19 protein-coding genes are annotated in these 17,338 nt (G+C 53.9%); 10 read left to right on the plus strand and 9 right to left on the minus strand.

Annotated features, from left to right (window positions below; genetic code table 11):
* Nucleotides 1–387: 387 nt before the first annotated feature.
* A complete protein-coding gene (locus PSSD_RS18880) occupies nt 388–792 on the minus strand; it encodes a hypothetical protein (protein ID WP_058973279.1) in 405 nt (134 codons plus the stop codon).
* A 46-nt stretch (nt 793–838) separates the two neighbouring features.
* Nucleotides 839–1,045 (minus strand): hypothetical protein, encoded by a 207-nt coding sequence (locus tag PSSD_RS18885; RefSeq protein WP_058973280.1) that lies wholly within the window; start codon nt 1,043–1,045, stop codon nt 839–841.
* A 157-nt stretch (nt 1,046–1,202) separates the two neighbouring features.
* Here PSSD_RS18885 and PSSD_RS18890 point away from each other — a divergent pair, with 157 nt between their 5' ends.
* Entirely contained in the window at nt 1,203–1,943 is a 741-nt protein-coding gene (locus PSSD_RS18890) for an SDR family oxidoreductase (RefSeq protein ID WP_058973281.1), read from the plus strand.
* 50 nt (nt 1,944–1,993) lie between these two features.
* Nucleotides 1,994–2,416 (plus strand): GNAT family N-acetyltransferase, encoded by a 423-nt coding sequence (locus PSSD_RS18895; RefSeq protein ID WP_058973282.1) that lies wholly within the window; start codon nt 1,994–1,996, stop codon nt 2,414–2,416.
* 122 nt (nt 2,417–2,538) lie between these two features.
* Here PSSD_RS18895 and PSSD_RS18900 read toward each other — a convergent pair whose 3' ends face one another.
* Nucleotides 2,539–3,651: an FAD-dependent monooxygenase gene (locus PSSD_RS18900; protein ID WP_058973283.1), complete on the minus strand. Its 1,113-nt coding sequence runs from the start codon at nt 3,649–3,651 to the stop codon at nt 2,539–2,541.
* Between the two features lie 104 nt (nt 3,652–3,755).
* Here PSSD_RS18900 and PSSD_RS18905 point away from each other — a divergent pair, with 104 nt between their 5' ends.
* From PSSD_RS18905 to PSSD_RS18915, 3 genes are all read left to right on the plus strand, one after another.
* Entirely contained in the window at nt 3,756–4,649 is an 894-nt protein-coding gene (locus PSSD_RS18905) for a LysR family transcriptional regulator (protein WP_058973284.1), read from the plus strand.
* Nucleotides 4,650–4,734: 85 nt separating this feature from the next.
* On the plus strand, nt 4,735–5,217 hold the full coding sequence (locus PSSD_RS18910; protein WP_058973285.1) for a glutathione peroxidase: 483 nt from the start codon (nt 4,735–4,737) through the stop codon (nt 5,215–5,217).
* Between the two features lie 133 nt (nt 5,218–5,350).
* Nucleotides 5,351–5,737, plus strand: a complete 387-nt coding sequence (locus tag PSSD_RS18915) for a VOC family protein (RefSeq protein WP_058973286.1) — start codon at nt 5,351–5,353, stop codon at nt 5,735–5,737.
* A gap of 39 nt (nt 5,738–5,776) precedes the next feature.
* Here PSSD_RS18915 and PSSD_RS18920 read toward each other — a convergent pair whose 3' ends face one another.
* The 4 genes from PSSD_RS18920 to PSSD_RS18935 form a co-directional block, all read right to left on the minus strand.
* Entirely contained in the window at nt 5,777–6,268 is a 492-nt protein-coding gene (locus PSSD_RS18920) for a GNAT family N-acetyltransferase (RefSeq protein ID WP_039337336.1), read from the minus strand.
* Between the two features lie 94 nt (nt 6,269–6,362).
* Entirely contained in the window at nt 6,363–7,388 is a 1,026-nt protein-coding gene (locus PSSD_RS18925) for a Gfo/Idh/MocA family protein (RefSeq protein ID WP_058973287.1), read from the minus strand.
* 121 nt (nt 7,389–7,509) lie between these two features.
* Nucleotides 7,510–8,691 carry an NAD(P)/FAD-dependent oxidoreductase gene (locus tag PSSD_RS18930; protein ID WP_058973288.1) on the minus strand — a complete coding sequence of 394 codons (1,182 nt, stop codon included), beginning with the start codon at nt 8,689–8,691 and terminating at the stop codon, nt 7,510–7,512.
* A 118-nt stretch (nt 8,692–8,809) separates the two neighbouring features.
* Nucleotides 8,810–9,751, minus strand: a complete 942-nt coding sequence (locus PSSD_RS18935) for a 2-hydroxyacid dehydrogenase (protein WP_058973289.1) — start codon at nt 9,749–9,751, stop codon at nt 8,810–8,812.
* A 253-nt stretch (nt 9,752–10,004) separates the two neighbouring features.
* On the opposite strand from PSSD_RS18935, the gene PSSD_RS18940 reads away from it, so the two are divergent.
* The 5 genes from PSSD_RS18940 to crtB are packed head-to-tail and all read left to right on the plus strand — an operon-like array spanning nt 10,005 to nt 15,772.
* Complete coding sequence (locus PSSD_RS18940) at nt 10,005–10,910, plus strand: polyprenyl synthetase family protein (RefSeq protein WP_058973290.1); 906 nt, start codon at nt 10,005–10,007, stop codon at nt 10,908–10,910.
* Nucleotides 10,911–10,924: 14 nt separating this feature from the next.
* A complete protein-coding gene (locus tag PSSD_RS18945) occupies nt 10,925–12,196 on the plus strand; it encodes a glycosyltransferase (protein ID WP_058973291.1) in 1,272 nt (423 codons plus the stop codon).
* Nucleotides 12,196–13,365, plus strand: coding sequence for a lycopene beta-cyclase CrtY (gene crtY / locus PSSD_RS18950; protein ID WP_058973292.1), 1,170 nt, complete (start codon nt 12,196–12,198; stop codon nt 13,363–13,365). The genes PSSD_RS18945 and crtY overlap by 1 nt, the downstream gene beginning before the upstream one ends.
* Nucleotides 13,365–14,846 carry a phytoene desaturase gene (locus PSSD_RS18955; RefSeq protein WP_058973293.1) on the plus strand — a complete coding sequence of 494 codons (1,482 nt, stop codon included), beginning with the start codon at nt 13,365–13,367 and terminating at the stop codon, nt 14,844–14,846. The genes crtY and PSSD_RS18955 overlap by 1 nt, the downstream gene beginning before the upstream one ends.
* On the plus strand, nt 14,843–15,772 hold the full coding sequence (gene crtB / locus PSSD_RS18960; RefSeq protein ID WP_058973294.1) for a 15-cis-phytoene synthase CrtB: 930 nt from the start codon (nt 14,843–14,845) through the stop codon (nt 15,770–15,772). The genes PSSD_RS18955 and crtB overlap by 4 nt, the downstream gene beginning before the upstream one ends.
* Here the strand turns inward: crtB and PSSD_RS18965 are convergent.
* Together PSSD_RS18965 and PSSD_RS18970 are read right to left on the minus strand one after the other, a co-directional pair.
* The gene (locus PSSD_RS18965; RefSeq protein WP_058973295.1) at nt 15,711–16,241 is read right to left on the minus strand and encodes a sterol desaturase family protein; all 531 of its coding nucleotides are present in this window, start codon (nt 16,239–16,241) and stop codon (nt 15,711–15,713) included. The two genes, crtB and PSSD_RS18965, sit on opposite strands and share 62 nt — an antisense overlap.
* A gap of 126 nt (nt 16,242–16,367) precedes the next feature.
* Nucleotides 16,368–17,336: a nucleoside hydrolase gene (locus PSSD_RS18970; protein ID WP_058973296.1), complete on the minus strand. Its 969-nt coding sequence runs from the start codon at nt 17,334–17,336 to the stop codon at nt 16,368–16,370.
* Nucleotides 17,337–17,338: the final 2 nt, after the last annotated feature.

Raw genomic sequence — 17,338 nt, forward strand, 5'->3', positions numbered from 1 at the left:
CAGCATCGGAGACAGCCATTCCATTCAGTTCCTCTGATTCGTGTAACGCCTATTAAGGGCTGAAATCGACCATCAGTATCAACCCGATGAAGGGGCAACGCATGCAGAAAGATATGCTCTCTCTGAACGGCAGATTGAGGTGCAATAACAATCCCGAAGTTCAACTGCTATAGCTCTGCAGAATGTCGCAATCAACGCGCAGTTTGGCTCGGAACCTGCTGACAGACACTGTGTGCTACATACTCTTGATTCGTTGCTGAGAAATTGACGATAACTGCCGGGCTTTAAGGCCCGGAGCAGCCTGCTAACATGAAACATGTGGGAGACATTTATACCGTTTCTTGTAATGCTTTTTGAGGAGTGTAGTTCATGCAAACGGGCGTGAGTTTATGACGTGCGCCACATAAACAACTGTCCGAAAGCGCCAATCTTAGCTGAATACTCCTGCGGCATGCCGTTGGTGATCACTTCCAGCACTTTTTGGGCATAAGGACGCCCCTCATCGCAGCTGTAGGTATAGCTGAGGTAGTGCATGCCGTGATCAAGATAAACGGTCACGTAGTTGTTTTGCCTCAGAAATGCAACAAGCTTTCCATCTACCGAAAAATCAAACGTGCACAGGTTGAATAAGCTGTCCCTGAACTGCGTAAGACGAAGTACCTTGATTTTAGTCTGCTGTTTGCTGGGGTCCGACTTAGTTAATTGGTCATTAACTGTCCCGGCTACAGGTCCGTAAGGTCTCGCGCAACCCGCCAATAGTAAAACGGCCAAAGCTATCAATGACTTTTTCATTCAGTTCTACATGAGCAATACTCGTGCGTATGGAGACGCTATTTCATTAGAAGCGATAAGTTTTCTCCATCGCAATTAAGAACTCCATTACGTTGAAAATGAATAACGTTACATCAGCGGCAGCGTGGCAATACAGATGCTGAAATGTGGTTTTACGGTTGAAGCGCGAGTAAATAAAAAGGATTTTCGCGATGAAGATTAACTCTGGTGCGCCAATGGTCGTGGCAAACAGGACTGCATAGTTAAAACGCATCTGAATACTCTTAGCTGTCCTTCAAACCCTACCTTTTACCAGCTTTCCGTCAGGAGAGCACCATCCCCCCTCTCTTCATAACCGAACGAAACAGATGACGGCCTATAATGATGTTCCGTAAGGTAAGTGCAGATTTTAAAACCGAACAGGAGCAATCATGAGCAGGTTTCAAGGGAAACGCATTCTCATTACTGGCGGCACCAGTGGCATGGGCTTGGCAGGCGCTCAACGCATCGTGAACGAAGGTGGCTTGGTTGCCATCACGGGGCTGAATGAAGAACGACTGCAACGCGCCCGTGCGCTATTGCCTGAAACGTCACTGATCCTCAAAAATGATGCGGCCAGCGAATCCGATATCAGTGAGCTGCAAGCGGCGATCGGCCACTGGGGTTCGCTTGATGGGCTTTGGCTTAATGCAGGATTTGCAGAAGTCGGCTTCCCTGAATCGGTAACTGCCGATACGTTTAATCGCATGATGAATGCCAACGTTCGGGGGCCAATGCTGCAACTTGCGGCCCTTTCTGATGCCCTCAATTCCGGTGCGTCTGTGTTGGTCACGTCTTCCTCATCGGCTTATGAAGGCGCGGCAATGACAAGTCTTTATGCTGCAACCAAAGGTGCCGTTATCGCAATGGTGAAAAGTTGGGCTTCTGCGCTGGCTGAGCGGGGTATCCGCGCAAATACCCTCGTGCCAGGCCCGATTGAAACGAACTTTAGGCATTTTATGCCGGAAGCTTCGCGCCAGCAGTTTGAAGATTTTGTGGTCAGCCAGGTGCCACTGGGTCGGGCGGGTACCGCAGATGAAGCTGCTGCTGTCGCACTATTTCTACTTTCCGATGATTCCTCTTTCGTCACTGGCAGTCAGTACGCCGTAGATGGCGGCTTAGTACGTTATTAGGCCGAAGGCAGAGTCTGGATTACAAATTTTGGTGTAAAAGGAGTGTCGCCATGAATGTGCTGAATATTGAAGTCTCGGACTCAATCACCCCTGAGTTCGCGTTGCCGATTGAATCCGGACTTAATCAATACAATGATGAGGCCGTTGGATTTAACGAAAATAAACCACTCGCCATCATTGTTCGGGATGAGCATGGGGTTGTACTGGGTGGAATGCTGGGCCGCACCTATCTCGGACTTTTATTTATCGATCTGGTCTATCTTCCCCCTGAAATCAGAGGAAAAGGCATAGGAAGTCAAATCCTAAAACGTGTTGAAGATGAAGGCAGAGAACGAGGATGTAAAACTGCCGTGTTGTATACAATTACTTTCCAGGCACCCGCGTTCTATGAAAAAAACGGCTGGCAGCGCTTCGGCGAAATACCTTGCCTGCCTGATGGAACCAGCCGAGTATTTCTTAGAAAAGACCTCTGATCACCCTTGACGATTTCAGGCGAAAACTACTCGGTTGGATGTCTATCAATGACATTGCATCAATGAGTATTCGGTTTACCTACCGGCAAACCGAACCGCGACAAGTTGGTATTAGAGGCTAACTACGTTAAACCTTGCATCCAGAACCGGCTCAGTTCTACAGCAGAAATATTGGATGTTGGCAGTAAGGGTTCAGGTTGTTCAGAAAAAATCTTCGTAGCGAATTCTCTTCCAACCTTCTGCGCGGATGAAGTCTTGATGTGCCTCTGTTGGTAAAAACGTTGTAGTGCAATCTCCAGATTATCCGTTTGATTCAGTAATTGAGTAAGATGCCAGGCGTCTTCCAGCGCCTGGCATGCCCCCTGCCCGGATGTCGGCAAGGAGGCATGAGCGGCATCTCCAATAATCAAAACATTGTCGTGATGCCAAAAAGGAAGAGGGTCAATGTCGTGAACAAAAACACGGCTAACCGATGCGCTATCACAAGTCAGCAGTATTTTCTTCACAGCTTCAGGCCAGTCATGAAAACGCTGATGCAACTCTGCATACAAATCGGCCTTGGGCCGTTCCTTATCAGCAGAAGTGTTCCACGCTCCCGCCCAATAGCACCCCCCATCATTCACCGGGACGATGCCAAAACGCTGGCCTTGACCGCGAAAGTCATAAATAACGTTGTCCGGAACAGCCGTTAGCGGCTTAGCCACGCCGATAACGTTCACAAAACCATGATAACGAGGCGTGATTTCCTCCGCATACAATGTCTGGCGAACCACTGAATTCATACGCCCGTCAGCGCCAACGACCAGGTCAAAATCCTTGCCTAACTTCATTACATCTGCTGCAGAGATCGAGCTGTTGAACGTGATCTTCCCACCCAGTCTCTCAAATGCACCGGCCATTGCGCTCATTAGCTCGCGTCGTAATATCGTCACGCTGGGAAAACCGCATAATGAGTTTACCGCCAGAACATCAAACTCTGTCTGAAGAGAACCATGCTGGTCAAACTGGCGCATCATGTCTGGAGATCCCCCCATTCGCATGAGTTCTCTCTCCAGTCCCATCTGCTGCATGACGAACATGGCATTGGGCCATAACGTCACACCCGCCCCGACAGAAGACACTGTGCTACCACGTTCAAAGAGGTTGACTTTATGGCCCTGTTGAGTGGCGAGAATTGCGAGTGCCAATCCTGCGACTCCGGCACCCACGATGGCAATGTTCTGAGTTCTGGTCATTATTTCTTTCCTGATTGCAAAACTTAATGGAGATTGTAATAACCAACCTATTAGTGATAAATATGGCTTTGTTGTTTTATTAATCTCAATTATTGGGATAATCAATGTTAGAGAAAGTTGAAACGCAGTGGCTCATCTGTTTTCAGGCTGTATATGAACAGCTGAGCTTTAAGCTCGCGGCAGAGCAGCTTCAGTTACCCTCATCCAATGTCAGTCGGCATATCGCATTACTGGAACAACAACTTCATGTGCGACTGCTGGAGCGCACCACGCGTAAGATCATTCCAACCGCAGCAGGGAAGCAGCTGTATCAATCTATTGCGCCGCTTACGCAAGCTTTGGATCATGCACTGGAAGAAGTGTCGCTGTTTGGCGATTCACTGTCCGGTCACCTGAAGATCATCACACCTGACCTCCCATTTATGGCGAACATTCTTGCGGACTTTTGCGTTCGGCATCCACAAATACAGCTCAGTTGTGACACTCAACTGGACCCGACAGAGGGACTATTGGATGGGTTTGATCTGGTATTACGCTTTGGCCGTGGCCCATTGGAGGACTCTGGCTGGGTTGCCAGAGAGATTCTGCGCTGGCCGAGTTGTGTCGTCGCTGCGCCAGAACTTCTGGAACGCCATCCATCGCCCCGATCGGTTGATGACCTGAGTAAGCTCCCCTGTATCACCAGTATGTCAGTACTTCAGGGAATGCCCTGGCGGTTCAAGCAGAACCAAACTGTCCAGGTACAATCCGGATTCAAGGTGAACAGTGGACAGATGGCCAAAGCGGCAGCCCTGAAAGGACTTGGTTTCGCCATTTTGCCTCTTCATTCCTGTCAATCAGAAATCAATAGTGGTTCCCTTGTCAGAGTTAACTGTGACCGGGAACCCGAGGATCTGGTGTTATATGCACTGTATTCCGGCAGAAAATATTTAAAGGTTAAAGTGAAGGCGTTTCTGGAGCACCTGCAACAGGCTATTGCCGATTTGCAGCAGAATTAAGGGGCCGAGGATCTCACTGCTTAAAATCATGGGGTTCTTCGAGTAGTCTGTTACACCGAACCGCTTCACCTTTGAGGATCACCACATGAGCCCTTTTTATCAACTTGATGCCACTAGCCTGGGCGGACAGTCCATCGCTATGGCCGATTATGCGGGCAAAGTGGTGTTGGTGGTGAATACCGCCAGCCATTGTGGATTCACACCACAATACGCGGGCCTTGAAGCGCTCTACAAGAAATATGCCGCCCAGGGTCTGATGATCCTGGGTTTTCCCTGCAATCAGTTCGGTAAGCAGGAACCCGGCAGTGCCGATGATATCGCGCAGACCTGTAATATCAACTACGGTGTGAGCTTCCCGATGTTCGGAAAAGTGGAGGTCAACGGCGTTGCGGCACATCCGATATTTCGTTATTTGAAGGATGAGTTGCCTGGCGTGTTGGGCGGGCGCATCAAATGGAACTTCACAAAGTTTCTGATCGGACGCGATGGTAAACCGATTAAACGTTTTGCACCGTTCACCACTCCAGAGAAAATGGACGCTGTCATTCAGGCTGCGCTCGAAAGCTAAACCCCTCGTCACCCTATTTGCTGTTAATCTGGAATCGATACCCATCCGCTCTCAGCGACAAATTGATAATCTCATTAGCGATAAACTCAGGAGGTAGAAACTTTTCTAGAACCGTTTTACAGGAGTTGACCCGATGTTTAGCCAAATGCGCATTGCCAGACCCGTTACAGACATTAATCGTGCATTTCATATGTACAGCGAAGGATTGGGGCTGCGAAAGATAGCCGAATTCAACGATCATCAGGGTTTCAGCGGAATAATGTTAGGTCTGAATAATTTATCCTGGCACCTTGAATTCACGGTGTGTCTGCACCATCCGGTTAAGCCATCGCAGACAGAAGAGGACTTGCTGGTGCTTTACTATCCAGACAAAGATGAATGGCAAGCAACCTGCGAAAAAATGATCACCGCGGGCTTCATCAAGGCCTCCTCGTTTAATCCCTATTGGGAGGTTAAAGGGCGCACCTTTATCGACCCGGACGGGTATCGGGTTGTTCTGCAAAATAGTGCATGGGGCTAAATTGAGTACAGCATGACTTACTTAGCCCATTTTCGGTTATCACAACGTCATCAGCATCTCATGCCACGCCATACCACCGTGATCCGACTCTGAAGGTTTGATGTACTGGTAACCAAACTTCTTATACAGATCCACGTGATGGGTTTTGCACATCAGATGGATGGTCTGTTTATCCATCTGCTTCATGGTGTCAATGAAATGGCGCATCATCAGTGAGGCGTAGCCTTTCCCTTGACAGGCCGGGTCTAAAACCACCGACATAATCACCACATTGGGTGCCGCGGGATCGTGTCCGATCAGTTCTTTGAACGCCTCATCGGACATTACCACGTCCCAGGCGCAGCCAGCATTAATGAAGCCCACGACCTCGCCCGCGATCTCCAGACAGATAAAGCCTTGCGGATACTGGGCAATACGCGTAGCGATTTTCTCGCGTGTGGCTGCTTCATCACCTTCATAGGCTTCGGTTTCAATGGCGTAGCAACGATCAACATCAGCTAAGGTGGCATTTCGGAAGGTTAAATTCGACACAACAACAACCTGAGGTTCAATTTTTAAGGCGGGTATTCTAGCAGGGCTGCATCCAGGAAGGAAAATAGCGCCACCCGCAGGCAGCGCTCCGGGTTTAAGAGATATCCACCACACGATTTTCGCGTGCGCTGATAAAAGCGGCATCCAGCACGGCAAGCACTTCTATTGCTTGCTCAGCGGTGACCGGTGGCGGCGTGCCCTGTCGAACCGCCTCGGCAAAGGCTTCATAGTAAGCATGATAGGCGCCTTGTGCGGAGGGCACACGCTCGCTGCCCTGCTCGGTATTCAACGTCCCCCAGTTTGCCTCTGCCTCATAGCCCCAGCTGGCTAAATCATCAGCCGGACGCTTACCTGCGAAGATCGCCTGCGCCTGAACGTCAGTACCATAGGAGGTGAAACTGCCTTTTTCGGCGTAGACGCGCAATTCACGCGCAATCAGATGATTGATTTTGCTGGATGAGACGTGGGAATGGCTGCCGTTCTGGTGTGTCAGGGTGAGGACAAAACTGGCATCCGTGGTCCCTTCTGCTACCTCGACATGATCTAACTGGGCGTAAACGCGCTTGACTGGACCCAGCAACCAGATAGCTTGGTCGACCAGATGACTACCCATATCACGCAGTAGTCCACCGGTTGGGCCGCCTTCCAGCGTTTGCGGCTCATCCAGATCCATACGGTTGTGCAACCGCCAGACCCTCCCTAATCGCTGCTGTTCAATCAACTGTTTTAGCGTCTGCAAATCCGCATCAAAGCGACGGTTGTGATAGGCACCCAGAACCACGCCTTTGGCCGCCGCCGCCGCCGCCAGCTCACGGCCGGTTTTGGCATCCGGTGCAAACGGTTTATCGGCGATCACCGCCACACCGGCGGCAATCGCTTCTAATACCAACTCGCGTCGGGTTTGTGGTGGTGTGGTGATGGTAACGATATCGATGCCGGCCGCCAGCATCGCGGTCAGGCTAGCGTAAATCGGTACGTCTGGGAAATCAGCTTTCACTTTCGCAATGGTGGCAGGTGCGCGCGCCACAATTCCCGCCAGTTCCAGTCCTTGTGCTGCTTCAATAAAAGGCGCGTGGAAATTTTTCCCGCCCGTGCCGTAACCCACAATACCGATTTTCATACTGCCTCCTTGAGAGTGAATACTGTGTTGATTGCCTTCAGTAATAACATACTTGCAACAAACAAACCCGAGCCCACCCGCAAAAAATGGCACAAAAATATCATTATTTAGGAAAATGGCTTTATTGTGCCGCTGGGAAATTACGCTTAATCGGCATGAAATCACTGGCGCTTCTTCCCATCAACCGCTGAGGGCGGAAATCGGCGAGCAGATCGCTGGCATGATCTTGTACTAACTCCTCCGCCACCAGCCGGCCAATCAAGGGCGACAGCGTAATACCACTGTGTGTGACCGCAACATAAACGCGCTGCTGCGGTGTGACATAGCCCATCGCCGGTAAGCCGTCGGCTGGACGTGCGCGCTGACCCACGACGATCTTTTCAATCTGCAGTTCACCGGCATCGGCAAACAGGGATTGATAGCGTTCACGAAACTGCTCGGCAATAGCGCTTTGTGTGGAAGGCGGCGCGGCAGGATCGGCCAAATCATCTAGTTCCAGTGCCTGTAACAGCAAGCGCCCGCCGCCATCTGGCCGCACATTCAGCTGCGGCGCAATCAGGTTCGCACTCAGAGAAAGCGGCTGCGGTGCGGTACGCGCCAGGAAACTGCAGGCCACGGCATTCGGTTTGCTGGTGTCGAGCAGTGCGAGGTCGACATCGAGGGTGTTAAGCAGTTGATTGGCCCAGCGTCCGGTGGCAATCACCACACAATCACCCTGCCACTGCTCGCCGCTCTCAAGCTGCAAAGTGACACCATCAGCCTGTTCAGCGATGCGCTGGATAGCCTGATGTTGATGCAGAATCGCCCCATGAGCGCGCGCTTCAGACCATAGCCGCGCCAGATACAGCGCCGGATGCAGCACCGACTCGGTTGGAAAATGCCACACCGCGCCGCTGACCGCTTGCGGCCGCAGCTCGGGAATCTCACGTTGCAGCTGATCGGGCGTGACTTCGCGCGCCGGGTAGCCCAACGATTGCAGTGACGTGGCGCGTTGCAGCAAATGCTGCTGAGCCTCACCTTCTGCGGCCCATTCCCAGGTGCCGCAGGTTTCCAGCCAGCGCAGACCATTTGGTTGAGTGAGTTGTAATTTGACGTGTTCTTCCATCGACAGCGCATTGAGCTGATGATAGCTGAGCGGTTGCTTGCCGTTGGAGTTAACCCAGGCGAAGGTGGTGCTGCTGGTGCCTGCACCGATATGCTGTTGTTCGAACAGGGTGACCTGCACGCCTTGCAACGCCAGCGCGCGCGCCACCGCTAATCCGATGACGCCGCCGCCAATAATTGCAATCTTTTGAGTTGTCATGAATGGCTCCTGGTTTAATTGCCATTATCATAACAACTTCGGCAGAGTGAAATTGCAATGGTTAAATAACAATCATTGCGGTGAATATAAGAAAATCTTCTGCCACCAGAAAATTAAATTATATTGCCGTTAGCATTTTCCCGGTTGAGAAAAAGGCCAGCATATTCTCCAGTACATTATTTGCCATGCCTTCCCGCGTTTCATGGGTGGCGCTGCCAATGTGCGGGGTTAATAGTACATTATCGAGTTCACGCAGCGCAGCAGGAATAACCGGTTCCTGTGCGAATACATCCAGGGCTGCACCTTTAATGGTGCCCTGCTGCAGCGCCTGAATCAGATCATTTTCATTGACCACCGTACCCCGCGCGATGTTGATGAGCACGCCCTCTTTACCTAAAGCGGCCAGTACCCTGGCATCCACCAGCTGAAGATTTTCCGGGCTACCTGGCAATGACAACACCAGGAAGTCGCTGAATGCGGCCAGTTGCTCAATGTTGTCGCAGCGTTTGTAAGGCACATCTTTGGCGCTGCGTGCTGTGTAGGCAACCTCCATGCCGAAGGCCTCGGCACGCCGTGCAATCGCCAGTCCGATCGCGCCTAAACCCGCAATCCCCATACGTTTTCCGCTGGCTTTGGTGGCCAGTGACGCACCGGTGCTCTCCCATTCCCCTGACCGAGCAAACAGATGATTCGCCACCAGGTTACGTGAGAAGGCCAGCGTCAGCGTCATGGCGAGATCGGCCACATCGTCAGTGAGAATATCGCTGGTAATACTGACCTGAATGCCATGTTCAGTGGTGTAACGCAGGTCGATACGGTCAGTACCCACACCAAATACGGCAATCGCTTTGCACGCCGGCAGCTGTTCCAAAATGGCCGTTTCCACACCCACGTCACCACGCGTCACAATCCCTTGAATATCTTTTCCCTGCCGCTGAAGAAACAGTGCGGGATCCTGATAATCATATAAACGATGGCACTGGAAATGCTGTGAGAGTTTGGCATCCAACTGTGGCATCAGCGGCTGAATAATCAGAATTTGCGGTTGAGAAGCGTTCATTTTATTTTTCCCGAATGGAGAGTCATTACTCACCAGCCTACCGGAGTAATTGATGTTACGGCACCGCTGTTACTTATTTCGCTAATAGGATCACGCGGAAAAGAGTATTCATTGCACCAAAAAAATATAACGGGCCGGTACGACGAGAACGCTAATCGCGCTATCCAACCCTCCACCCGGTGGCGAACTCACCTTACGCAGTCTACGGTTAATTAAAAAACCATAACAATTCAACTAACCATGGAAAGCCACTATGACCGCCCATGTCGACATCACAGCAGACCAGGAAAATGAACTCAGCCAATTGCACCTGACTTTGCAGGCGCACCTGGAGCAATTACTTCCCGCCGGCCAGCAAACCGATCAGGTGCGTGCGGCGATGCGCGCCGGGGCACTGGCGCCGGGTAAACGTATTCGTCCTTTACTGCTGCTGTTGGCGGCACGAGATATGGGGTGTGATGCCAGCGAGCGCGGCCTTCTCGATTTGGCCTGCGCGGTAGAGATGGTGCATGCCGCTTCACTGATCCTCGACGATATTCCCTCCATGGACAATGCGCAGATGCGGCGCGGTCGCCCTACCGTGCATCGCGAATTTGGTGAAAGCGTCGCGATTCTGGCCGCCATCGCCCTGCTCAGCCGTGCGTTTGAAGTGATTGCCATTGCGCCCGGCTTACCGCCGCTGCAGAAATCGCAAGCCATTGCGGAACTCTCTTCAGCCGTTGGATTACAAGGCCTGGTGCAAGGGCAATTCCAGGATTTGCACCAAGGTGCGCAGCAGCGCAGCCCGGAAGCCATTGCCATAACCAATGAACTGAAAACCAGCGTACTGTTCCGCGCCACGCTGCAAATGGCGGCCATCGCCGCCGATGCTACCCCGCAGATGCGCCAAAAACTCAGCTATTTTGCGCAGGATTTGGGACAGGCTTTTCAGTTGCTTGACGATCTGGCAGACAGTTGCAAGCACACGGGCAAAGACATCAATCAGGATCAGGGTAAATCCACGCTGGTGCAGATGCTGGGCGCAGAAGGCGCAGAACGCCGCTTACGCGATCACCTGCGCAGTGCCGATGCCCACCTGGCCTGCGCCTGTCATCGCGGTATCGCGACTCGCCAATATATGCACGCCCTGTTTAACCAACAGTTGGCGATGTTTCACTGATCGCGGCACCGCCGATGGGGCACTATGCCGTGATTGCGCCACCGCTCTACAGCCATTTCCATGCGCTGCTGGCGTTGTCACAGACTTTAATAGCGCGCGGCCACCGCATCACTTTTTTCCAACAGGCCGATGCGCACAGCCTGTTAAGCGATTCTCGTATCAATTTTGCGCCAGTGGGAGAACGCTCGCATCCGGTGGGATCACTGGCAGTAGTGCTGCATCATCTGGCCTCACCGCTGTCACTGTTTCGTGTGATCGGCGATATCGCTGCCAGTACCGATATGCTGTGTCGTGAACTGCCCGAACGCTTTAGAGCCTTACAGATTGATGGTGTGATTGCCGACCAGATGGAGGCCGCGGGCGGACTGGTAGCCGAAGCGATGCAACTGCCCTTTGTCTCGGTGGCTTGCGCATTGCCCGTCAACCGCGAAGCGGGTATTCCGCTGCCCGTGATGCCGTTTCGTTTTGGCCAGGATGAGAAGGCATTGCACCGCTTTCAGGCCAGCCAGGATATCTATGATCGGATTATGCAGCGCCACGGAGAGGTTATCGCCCATCATGCGCGCAGCTTTGGTTTACCGGAACGGCACGGATTACATCAATGCTTGTCTCCACTGGCGCAAATCAGCCAGATCGTGCCTGCGTTTGACTTCCCGCGTCAGCATCTTCCCGCCAGTTTTCACGCGGTGGGCCTGTTACGCGCACCCTTCGCGCAGGCAGCGCTGAGCGCCCCCTGGCCCGATCTGCCGCATCCGGTGGTTTACGCCTCTTTTGGCACGCTGCAAGGGCAGCGTTTCCGTCTGTTTCTTCATCTGGCGCAGGCATGTCGCCACCAGCGCCTTTCGCTGGTGATTGCGCACTGTGGCGGCTTAACTCCGCAGCAAGCCGTTGAGTTACAGCAGGCGGGGGCCGCCTGGGTCACCGATTTTCTCGATCAGCGCGCCGCACTACTGCACGCACGGTTGTTCATCACCCATGCTGGCCTGAACAGTGCGCTTGAAGCACTGGAGTGTGGCACACCAATGCTGGCGATACCGCTGGCGTTTGACCAACCGGGCGTGGCAGCACGTATAGAGTGGCACGGTGTCGGCCGTCGCGCGTCGCGTTTCAGTCGCGTCCAGCAACTTGAACAGCATCTGCAACACCTGCTGGCTGACGAGGGAGATGTATTAAGCCTGTCTGCGATTCAGGCTCAGTTACAGCGTGCAGGAGGTTGTGAACGGGCGGCGGATATTGTGGAGCAGGCTTTGGGCCAGCAACGCGTGGTGTTGGCGGAGGCGACCTGATGCGAGATCACTATGATGTCATTCTTGTTGGGGCCGGTCTGGCAAATGGGCTGATTGCGTTGCGCCTGCGCCAGCTGCAACCGCAGTTGCAGATTCTGATGCTGGAGAGCCACACCCATCCCGCGGGCAATCACACCTGGTCATTCCATCAACAGGATCTCAATGCGCAACAGTGGCAGTGGGTGCAGCCGCTTGTCTCGCATCAATGGTCCGGTTATCAGGTGCGTTTTCCAGCGTTACGTCGCAATTTCAGCGGTGATTATTGTTCTATTGCCTCCGCTGATTTTGCCCAACAGCTGTATCAAGCCATCGGAGATGATCTCAGAACCGAGTGCGCGGTGAAAGAGGTTAAACCGACTCAGGTCACGCTGGCGAACGGGCAGGTTATCAATGCCACCGTAGTGATTGATGGTCGTGGTTTACAGCATACGCCGCACCTGCAACTGGGCTATCAGGCCTTTATCGGGCAGGAGTGGCACCTGAAAAAGCCACACGGACTCACCCAGCCCATCTTGATGGATGCCACCGTTGATCAGCAGCAGGGCTATCGCTTTGTTTACACCCTGCCGCTCGGCGTTGACCGCCTGTTGATTGAGGATACGCACTACATCAATCATCCCACCTTGGCAGAGGATAAAACGCGCCAGAATATTGCTGACTATGCGCAAACACATCACTGGGACTTGGGGATGTTAATGCGCGAGGAGCGCGGTTCGCTGCCGATCACCTTAAGTGGTGATATCGACGCCTTCTGGCAACAGCAGCACGGCCAGCCCTGCAGCGGTCTGCGTGCCGGTTTGTTTCACGCCACCACCGGCTATTCGCTGCCGACGGCGGTGGTGCTGGCTGACACCATTGCCGATCTGCTCCCGTGTGACGCCGCCACTCTCAGCCAACAGATTGAAGTCTTTGCGCGCCAGCACTGGCAGACGCAGCGCTTTTTCCGTGCGCTCAACCGGATGCTGTTTCTTGCCGGACGCCCCGAGAAACGCTGGCGTGTGATGCAACGCTTTTACCAACTTGATGCCGGATTAATCAGCCGCTTCTATGCCGGGCAACTGCGCCTTGGCGACAAAGCGCGCATTTTGTGTGGCAAACCGCCGGTACCCATCGTCGAAGCGGTACGTGCACTGTTGATGACCTCTTCTAATAAACCAGGGAAGAAATAATGAAACGCACCTATGTGATTGGCGCGGGCTTTGGTGGGCTGGCACTCGCCATTCGCCTGCAGGCCGCGGGCATTCCCACCACCTTGCTGGAACAGCGTGATAAACCGGGCGGACGCGCCTATGCCTGGCAGGATCAGGGCTTCACTTTTGATGCCGGTCCGACAGTGATCACCGATCCCTCCGCGATTGAAGCGTTGTTTACCCTCGCCGGGAAATCATTGAGCGATTACGTCGACCTGATGCCGGTCACCCCTTTCTATCGATTGTGCTGGGAGGATGGTAAGCAGCTCGATTACGACAATAACCAACCGCAACTGGAAAAGCAGATTGCCGCGTTTAATCCGGCAGACGTTGCAGGATATCGTCAGTTTCTGGCTTATTCACGCGAGGTGTTCCAGCAGGGCTATCTGAAACTCGGCACCGTGCCGTTTCTGCATTTCAGTGACATGCTGCGCGCCGGGCCGCAACTTGGTCGATTACAGGCATGGCGCAGCGTGTATAGCATGGTGGCCAAATTCATTCAGGACGATCATTTGCGCCAGGCCTTCTCTTTTCATTCGCTGCTGGTCGGCGGTAATCCTTTTGCAACGTCCTCGATCTATACCTTAATTCATGCGCTGGAGCGTGAGTGGGGCGTGTGGTTTCCGCGCGGCGGCACTGGCGCGCTAGTTGCCGGTATGGCGCGACTGTTTACCGATCTCGGCGGTGAATTGTTGCTGAATGCCGAAGTGAGTCAACTGGAAACAGAAGGCAACCGCATCAGCGGCCTGCAGTTGAAAGATGGCCGCCGTTTTACGGCCGCTGCGGTGGCGTCGAACGCTGATGTGGTCCACACCTATGATCGTTTGCTGCAGGGTCATCCTGCGGCGCGCAAACGGGCTGCCACGTTAAAACGCAAGCGCATGAGTAACTCGCTGTTTGTACTCTATTTCGGACTGAATCACCCGCATTCCCAGCTGGCGCATCATACCGTTTGCTTTGGCCCGCGCTATCGCGAGTTAATCGACGAAATTTTCAACAGCAGCCAGCTTTCGGATGATTTTTCGCTCTATTTGCATGCCCCCTGCTCCAGCGATCCGTCGCTGGCACCCGCGGGCTGCGGTAGCTTTTACGTATTAGCGCCGGTGCCGCATCTCGGTACCGCCGCCATCGACTGGCAACAGGAAGGACCGCGTTTACGCGATCGCATTTTTGCTTATCTGGAGGAGCACTATATGCCGGGATTACGTCAACAGCTGGTGACACACCAGATGTTTACCCCCTTTGATTTCCGCGACACGCTGCACGCCCATCATGGCTCGGCGTTTTCGCTTGAACCGATTTTGACGCAAAGTGCCTGGTTCCGTCCGCATAACCGTGATGCCGATATCTCCAATCTCTATCTGGTGGGAGCCGGAACCCATCCTGGCGCGGGCGTGCCGGGCGTGATTGGTTCGGCCAAAGCCACCGCCCAGCTGATGCTGGAGGACCTAGCCGGATGAACCGCCAACCCTTACTGGAACAGGTGACCCAGACCATGGCGGTGGGCTCGAAGAGTTTCGCCACCGCAGCCAAACTGTTTGACGCCCCCACGCGACGCAGCACCCTGATGCTCTATGCCTGGTGTCGCCACTGCGATGATGTGATTGATGGCCAGACGCTGGGCGAAGGCGGCACACAGCATCCGGTTGAAGATGCCCAGGCGCGCATGCTGCATCTGCAAATTGAAACCCGCCGTGCCTACAGCGGCGCACACATGGATGAGCCGGCGTTCAAGGCGTTTCAGGAAGTGGCGCTGATTCATCAATTGCCCCCGCAGCTGGCTTTCGACCATCTGGAAGGATTCGCGATGGATGCACGCGAAGAACACTACGCCAGTTTCGATGATACGCTCCGTTACTGCTATCACGTGGCTGGGGTAGTGGGTCTGATGATGGCGCGCGTCATGGGTGTGCGCGACGAAGCGGTGTTGGATCGTGCCTGTGACCTGGGCCTTGCCTTCCAGCTCACGAATATCGCACGAGATATTGTTGAGGATGCGCAGAATGGGCGCTGCTATTTGCCACAGAGTTGGCTGGATCAAGCCGGGTTGGACGGTAAAAACCTTGCGGATCCCCAACATCGAGCGGCGTTAGCCCCGCTGGCGGCGCGCCTGGTCAGTGAAGCCGAGCCCTATTATCTCTCTGCGCGTTCGGGCCTGCCAGGATTGCCGTTCCGCTCCGCATGGGCGATTGCCACCGCGCGTGGGGTTTATCGTGAAATCGGTGTGAAGGTGCAGCATGCAGGGGCGAACGCGTGGGATGCCAGACAGCGCACCAGCAGCGGCGAGAAACTGGCGCTGCTGGTGAAAGGCGCCGGATTGGCGCTTACTTCACGCTTGTCTCGTCCGGCGTCGCGTCCGGACGGCTTGTGGCAGCGTCCACGTTGAGAGGTTTATGGCGTTGACGCAACGCCGCCTGCAATTTGTGTAGTGGCGGCGCATAGAGGAAGCCAAACGAGACACAACCTTCACGCCCACGCACTGCATGATGCATGCGGTGCGCCATGTACAAACGCTTAAGATAGCCCTTACGCGGGATGTAACGGAACGGCCAGCGCTGATGCACCAGGCCATCGTGCACCATAAAATAGAGTGCACCGTAAACCGTGACACCCGCCCCAATCCATTGCAGTGGCCAAACGCCGTTTACGCCGATATAAATCAGCGCAATCGCCATCAGCATAAACACCACGGCGTAGAGATCGTTGAGTTCAAACTTGCCGTCATGGGGTTCATGATGCGAGAGGTGCCAACCCCAGCCCCAACCGTGCATGATGTATTTGTGCGACAGCGCCGCAATCACTTCCATCACAACCACTGCTGTCAGCAGAATCAGCGTATTCCATAACCAAAGCATGGTGCGTCCATTTGTGTTGAACCGAGGCTTTAAAGGTGGACGCGGATAGGCCGGGATGCAAGTCATTGTGGGTTTAAAACAGGGTCGCGGCGCGATTTATCGTGCAATAAATTGCGCCGCTACGGTTCACCCGGTGATGATGTTCACAATATCACTGACGATTTTATGCCCATCAATCTGCGTACAGACTTGCACGTTGGCGGGCGTATCACGCAGTGGCACCGTTTGCCCGACGGTTAGCCGCCCCTGGATTTCGATACCAATAGCCATGGCCTCGAAAGCGCCAACCTGCGCATCAGCCGCCACGGCAACCGCCAGCGGATCGTACAGCACGCAGCCTTCTGACCAGTCAAACATCGGTGCATCGAAGTAACAGGCGCATACCTGCTTAAACAACTGCGTCAACGGCTTATCGTCATCCAACCCCACCAGATGTTCACGCGTCAGCACCAAACCCGCATCCGCGTTGGTGACATCGAGACTCACCATTGCCAGGGGGATCCCGGAACGGAACACAATGTCAGCGGCCTGCGGATCAAACCAGATATTGCACTCGGCTACCGGCGTGATATTGCCGCGCCCCCATTTTGCATCCATGCCCAGCGCACCCGCCATCATCACCACGTCTTTGATCAGCGGGGCGATATCCGGTGCTTTGATCAGTGCCAGCGCCAGGTTGCTCTGCGCGCCAATACAAACCAGCGTAATTTCGCCTGGATGCTGACGCACCAAATCGATAATCAACTCGCTGGCATGCTGGCCGCAGTGTGAATCTTGCAAGGCCGGCAGCGCAATGCTGCCCTCCTTACCGCGATCCCCCTGATACTCCTTTTGCAGTAGTTCAGGTAAGGTGCCGCTCATTGGCACTGCCTGCCCTATCGCCACCGGAATATCACTGCGCCCCGCAACCTGTAAAATACGTGTGGCGCAGCGCGCCCCGAGTGCAGGTGGGCAGTTGCCAAATACGGTGGAGATCGCCAGCAGTTCCAGCCGCGGATCTTGTAACGCCAGCATAATGGCGATGGGGTCATCCGCATCGGTGCCGGAAATACCAATCGCCGGATCGGTATCAATAATGATTTTACGTCTGCTCACGG

The sequence above is a fragment of the Type-D symbiont of Plautia stali genome (assembly GCF_001485335.1).
Classification (GTDB): domain Bacteria; phylum Pseudomonadota; class Gammaproteobacteria; order Enterobacterales; family Enterobacteriaceae; genus Pantoea; species Pantoea vagans_C.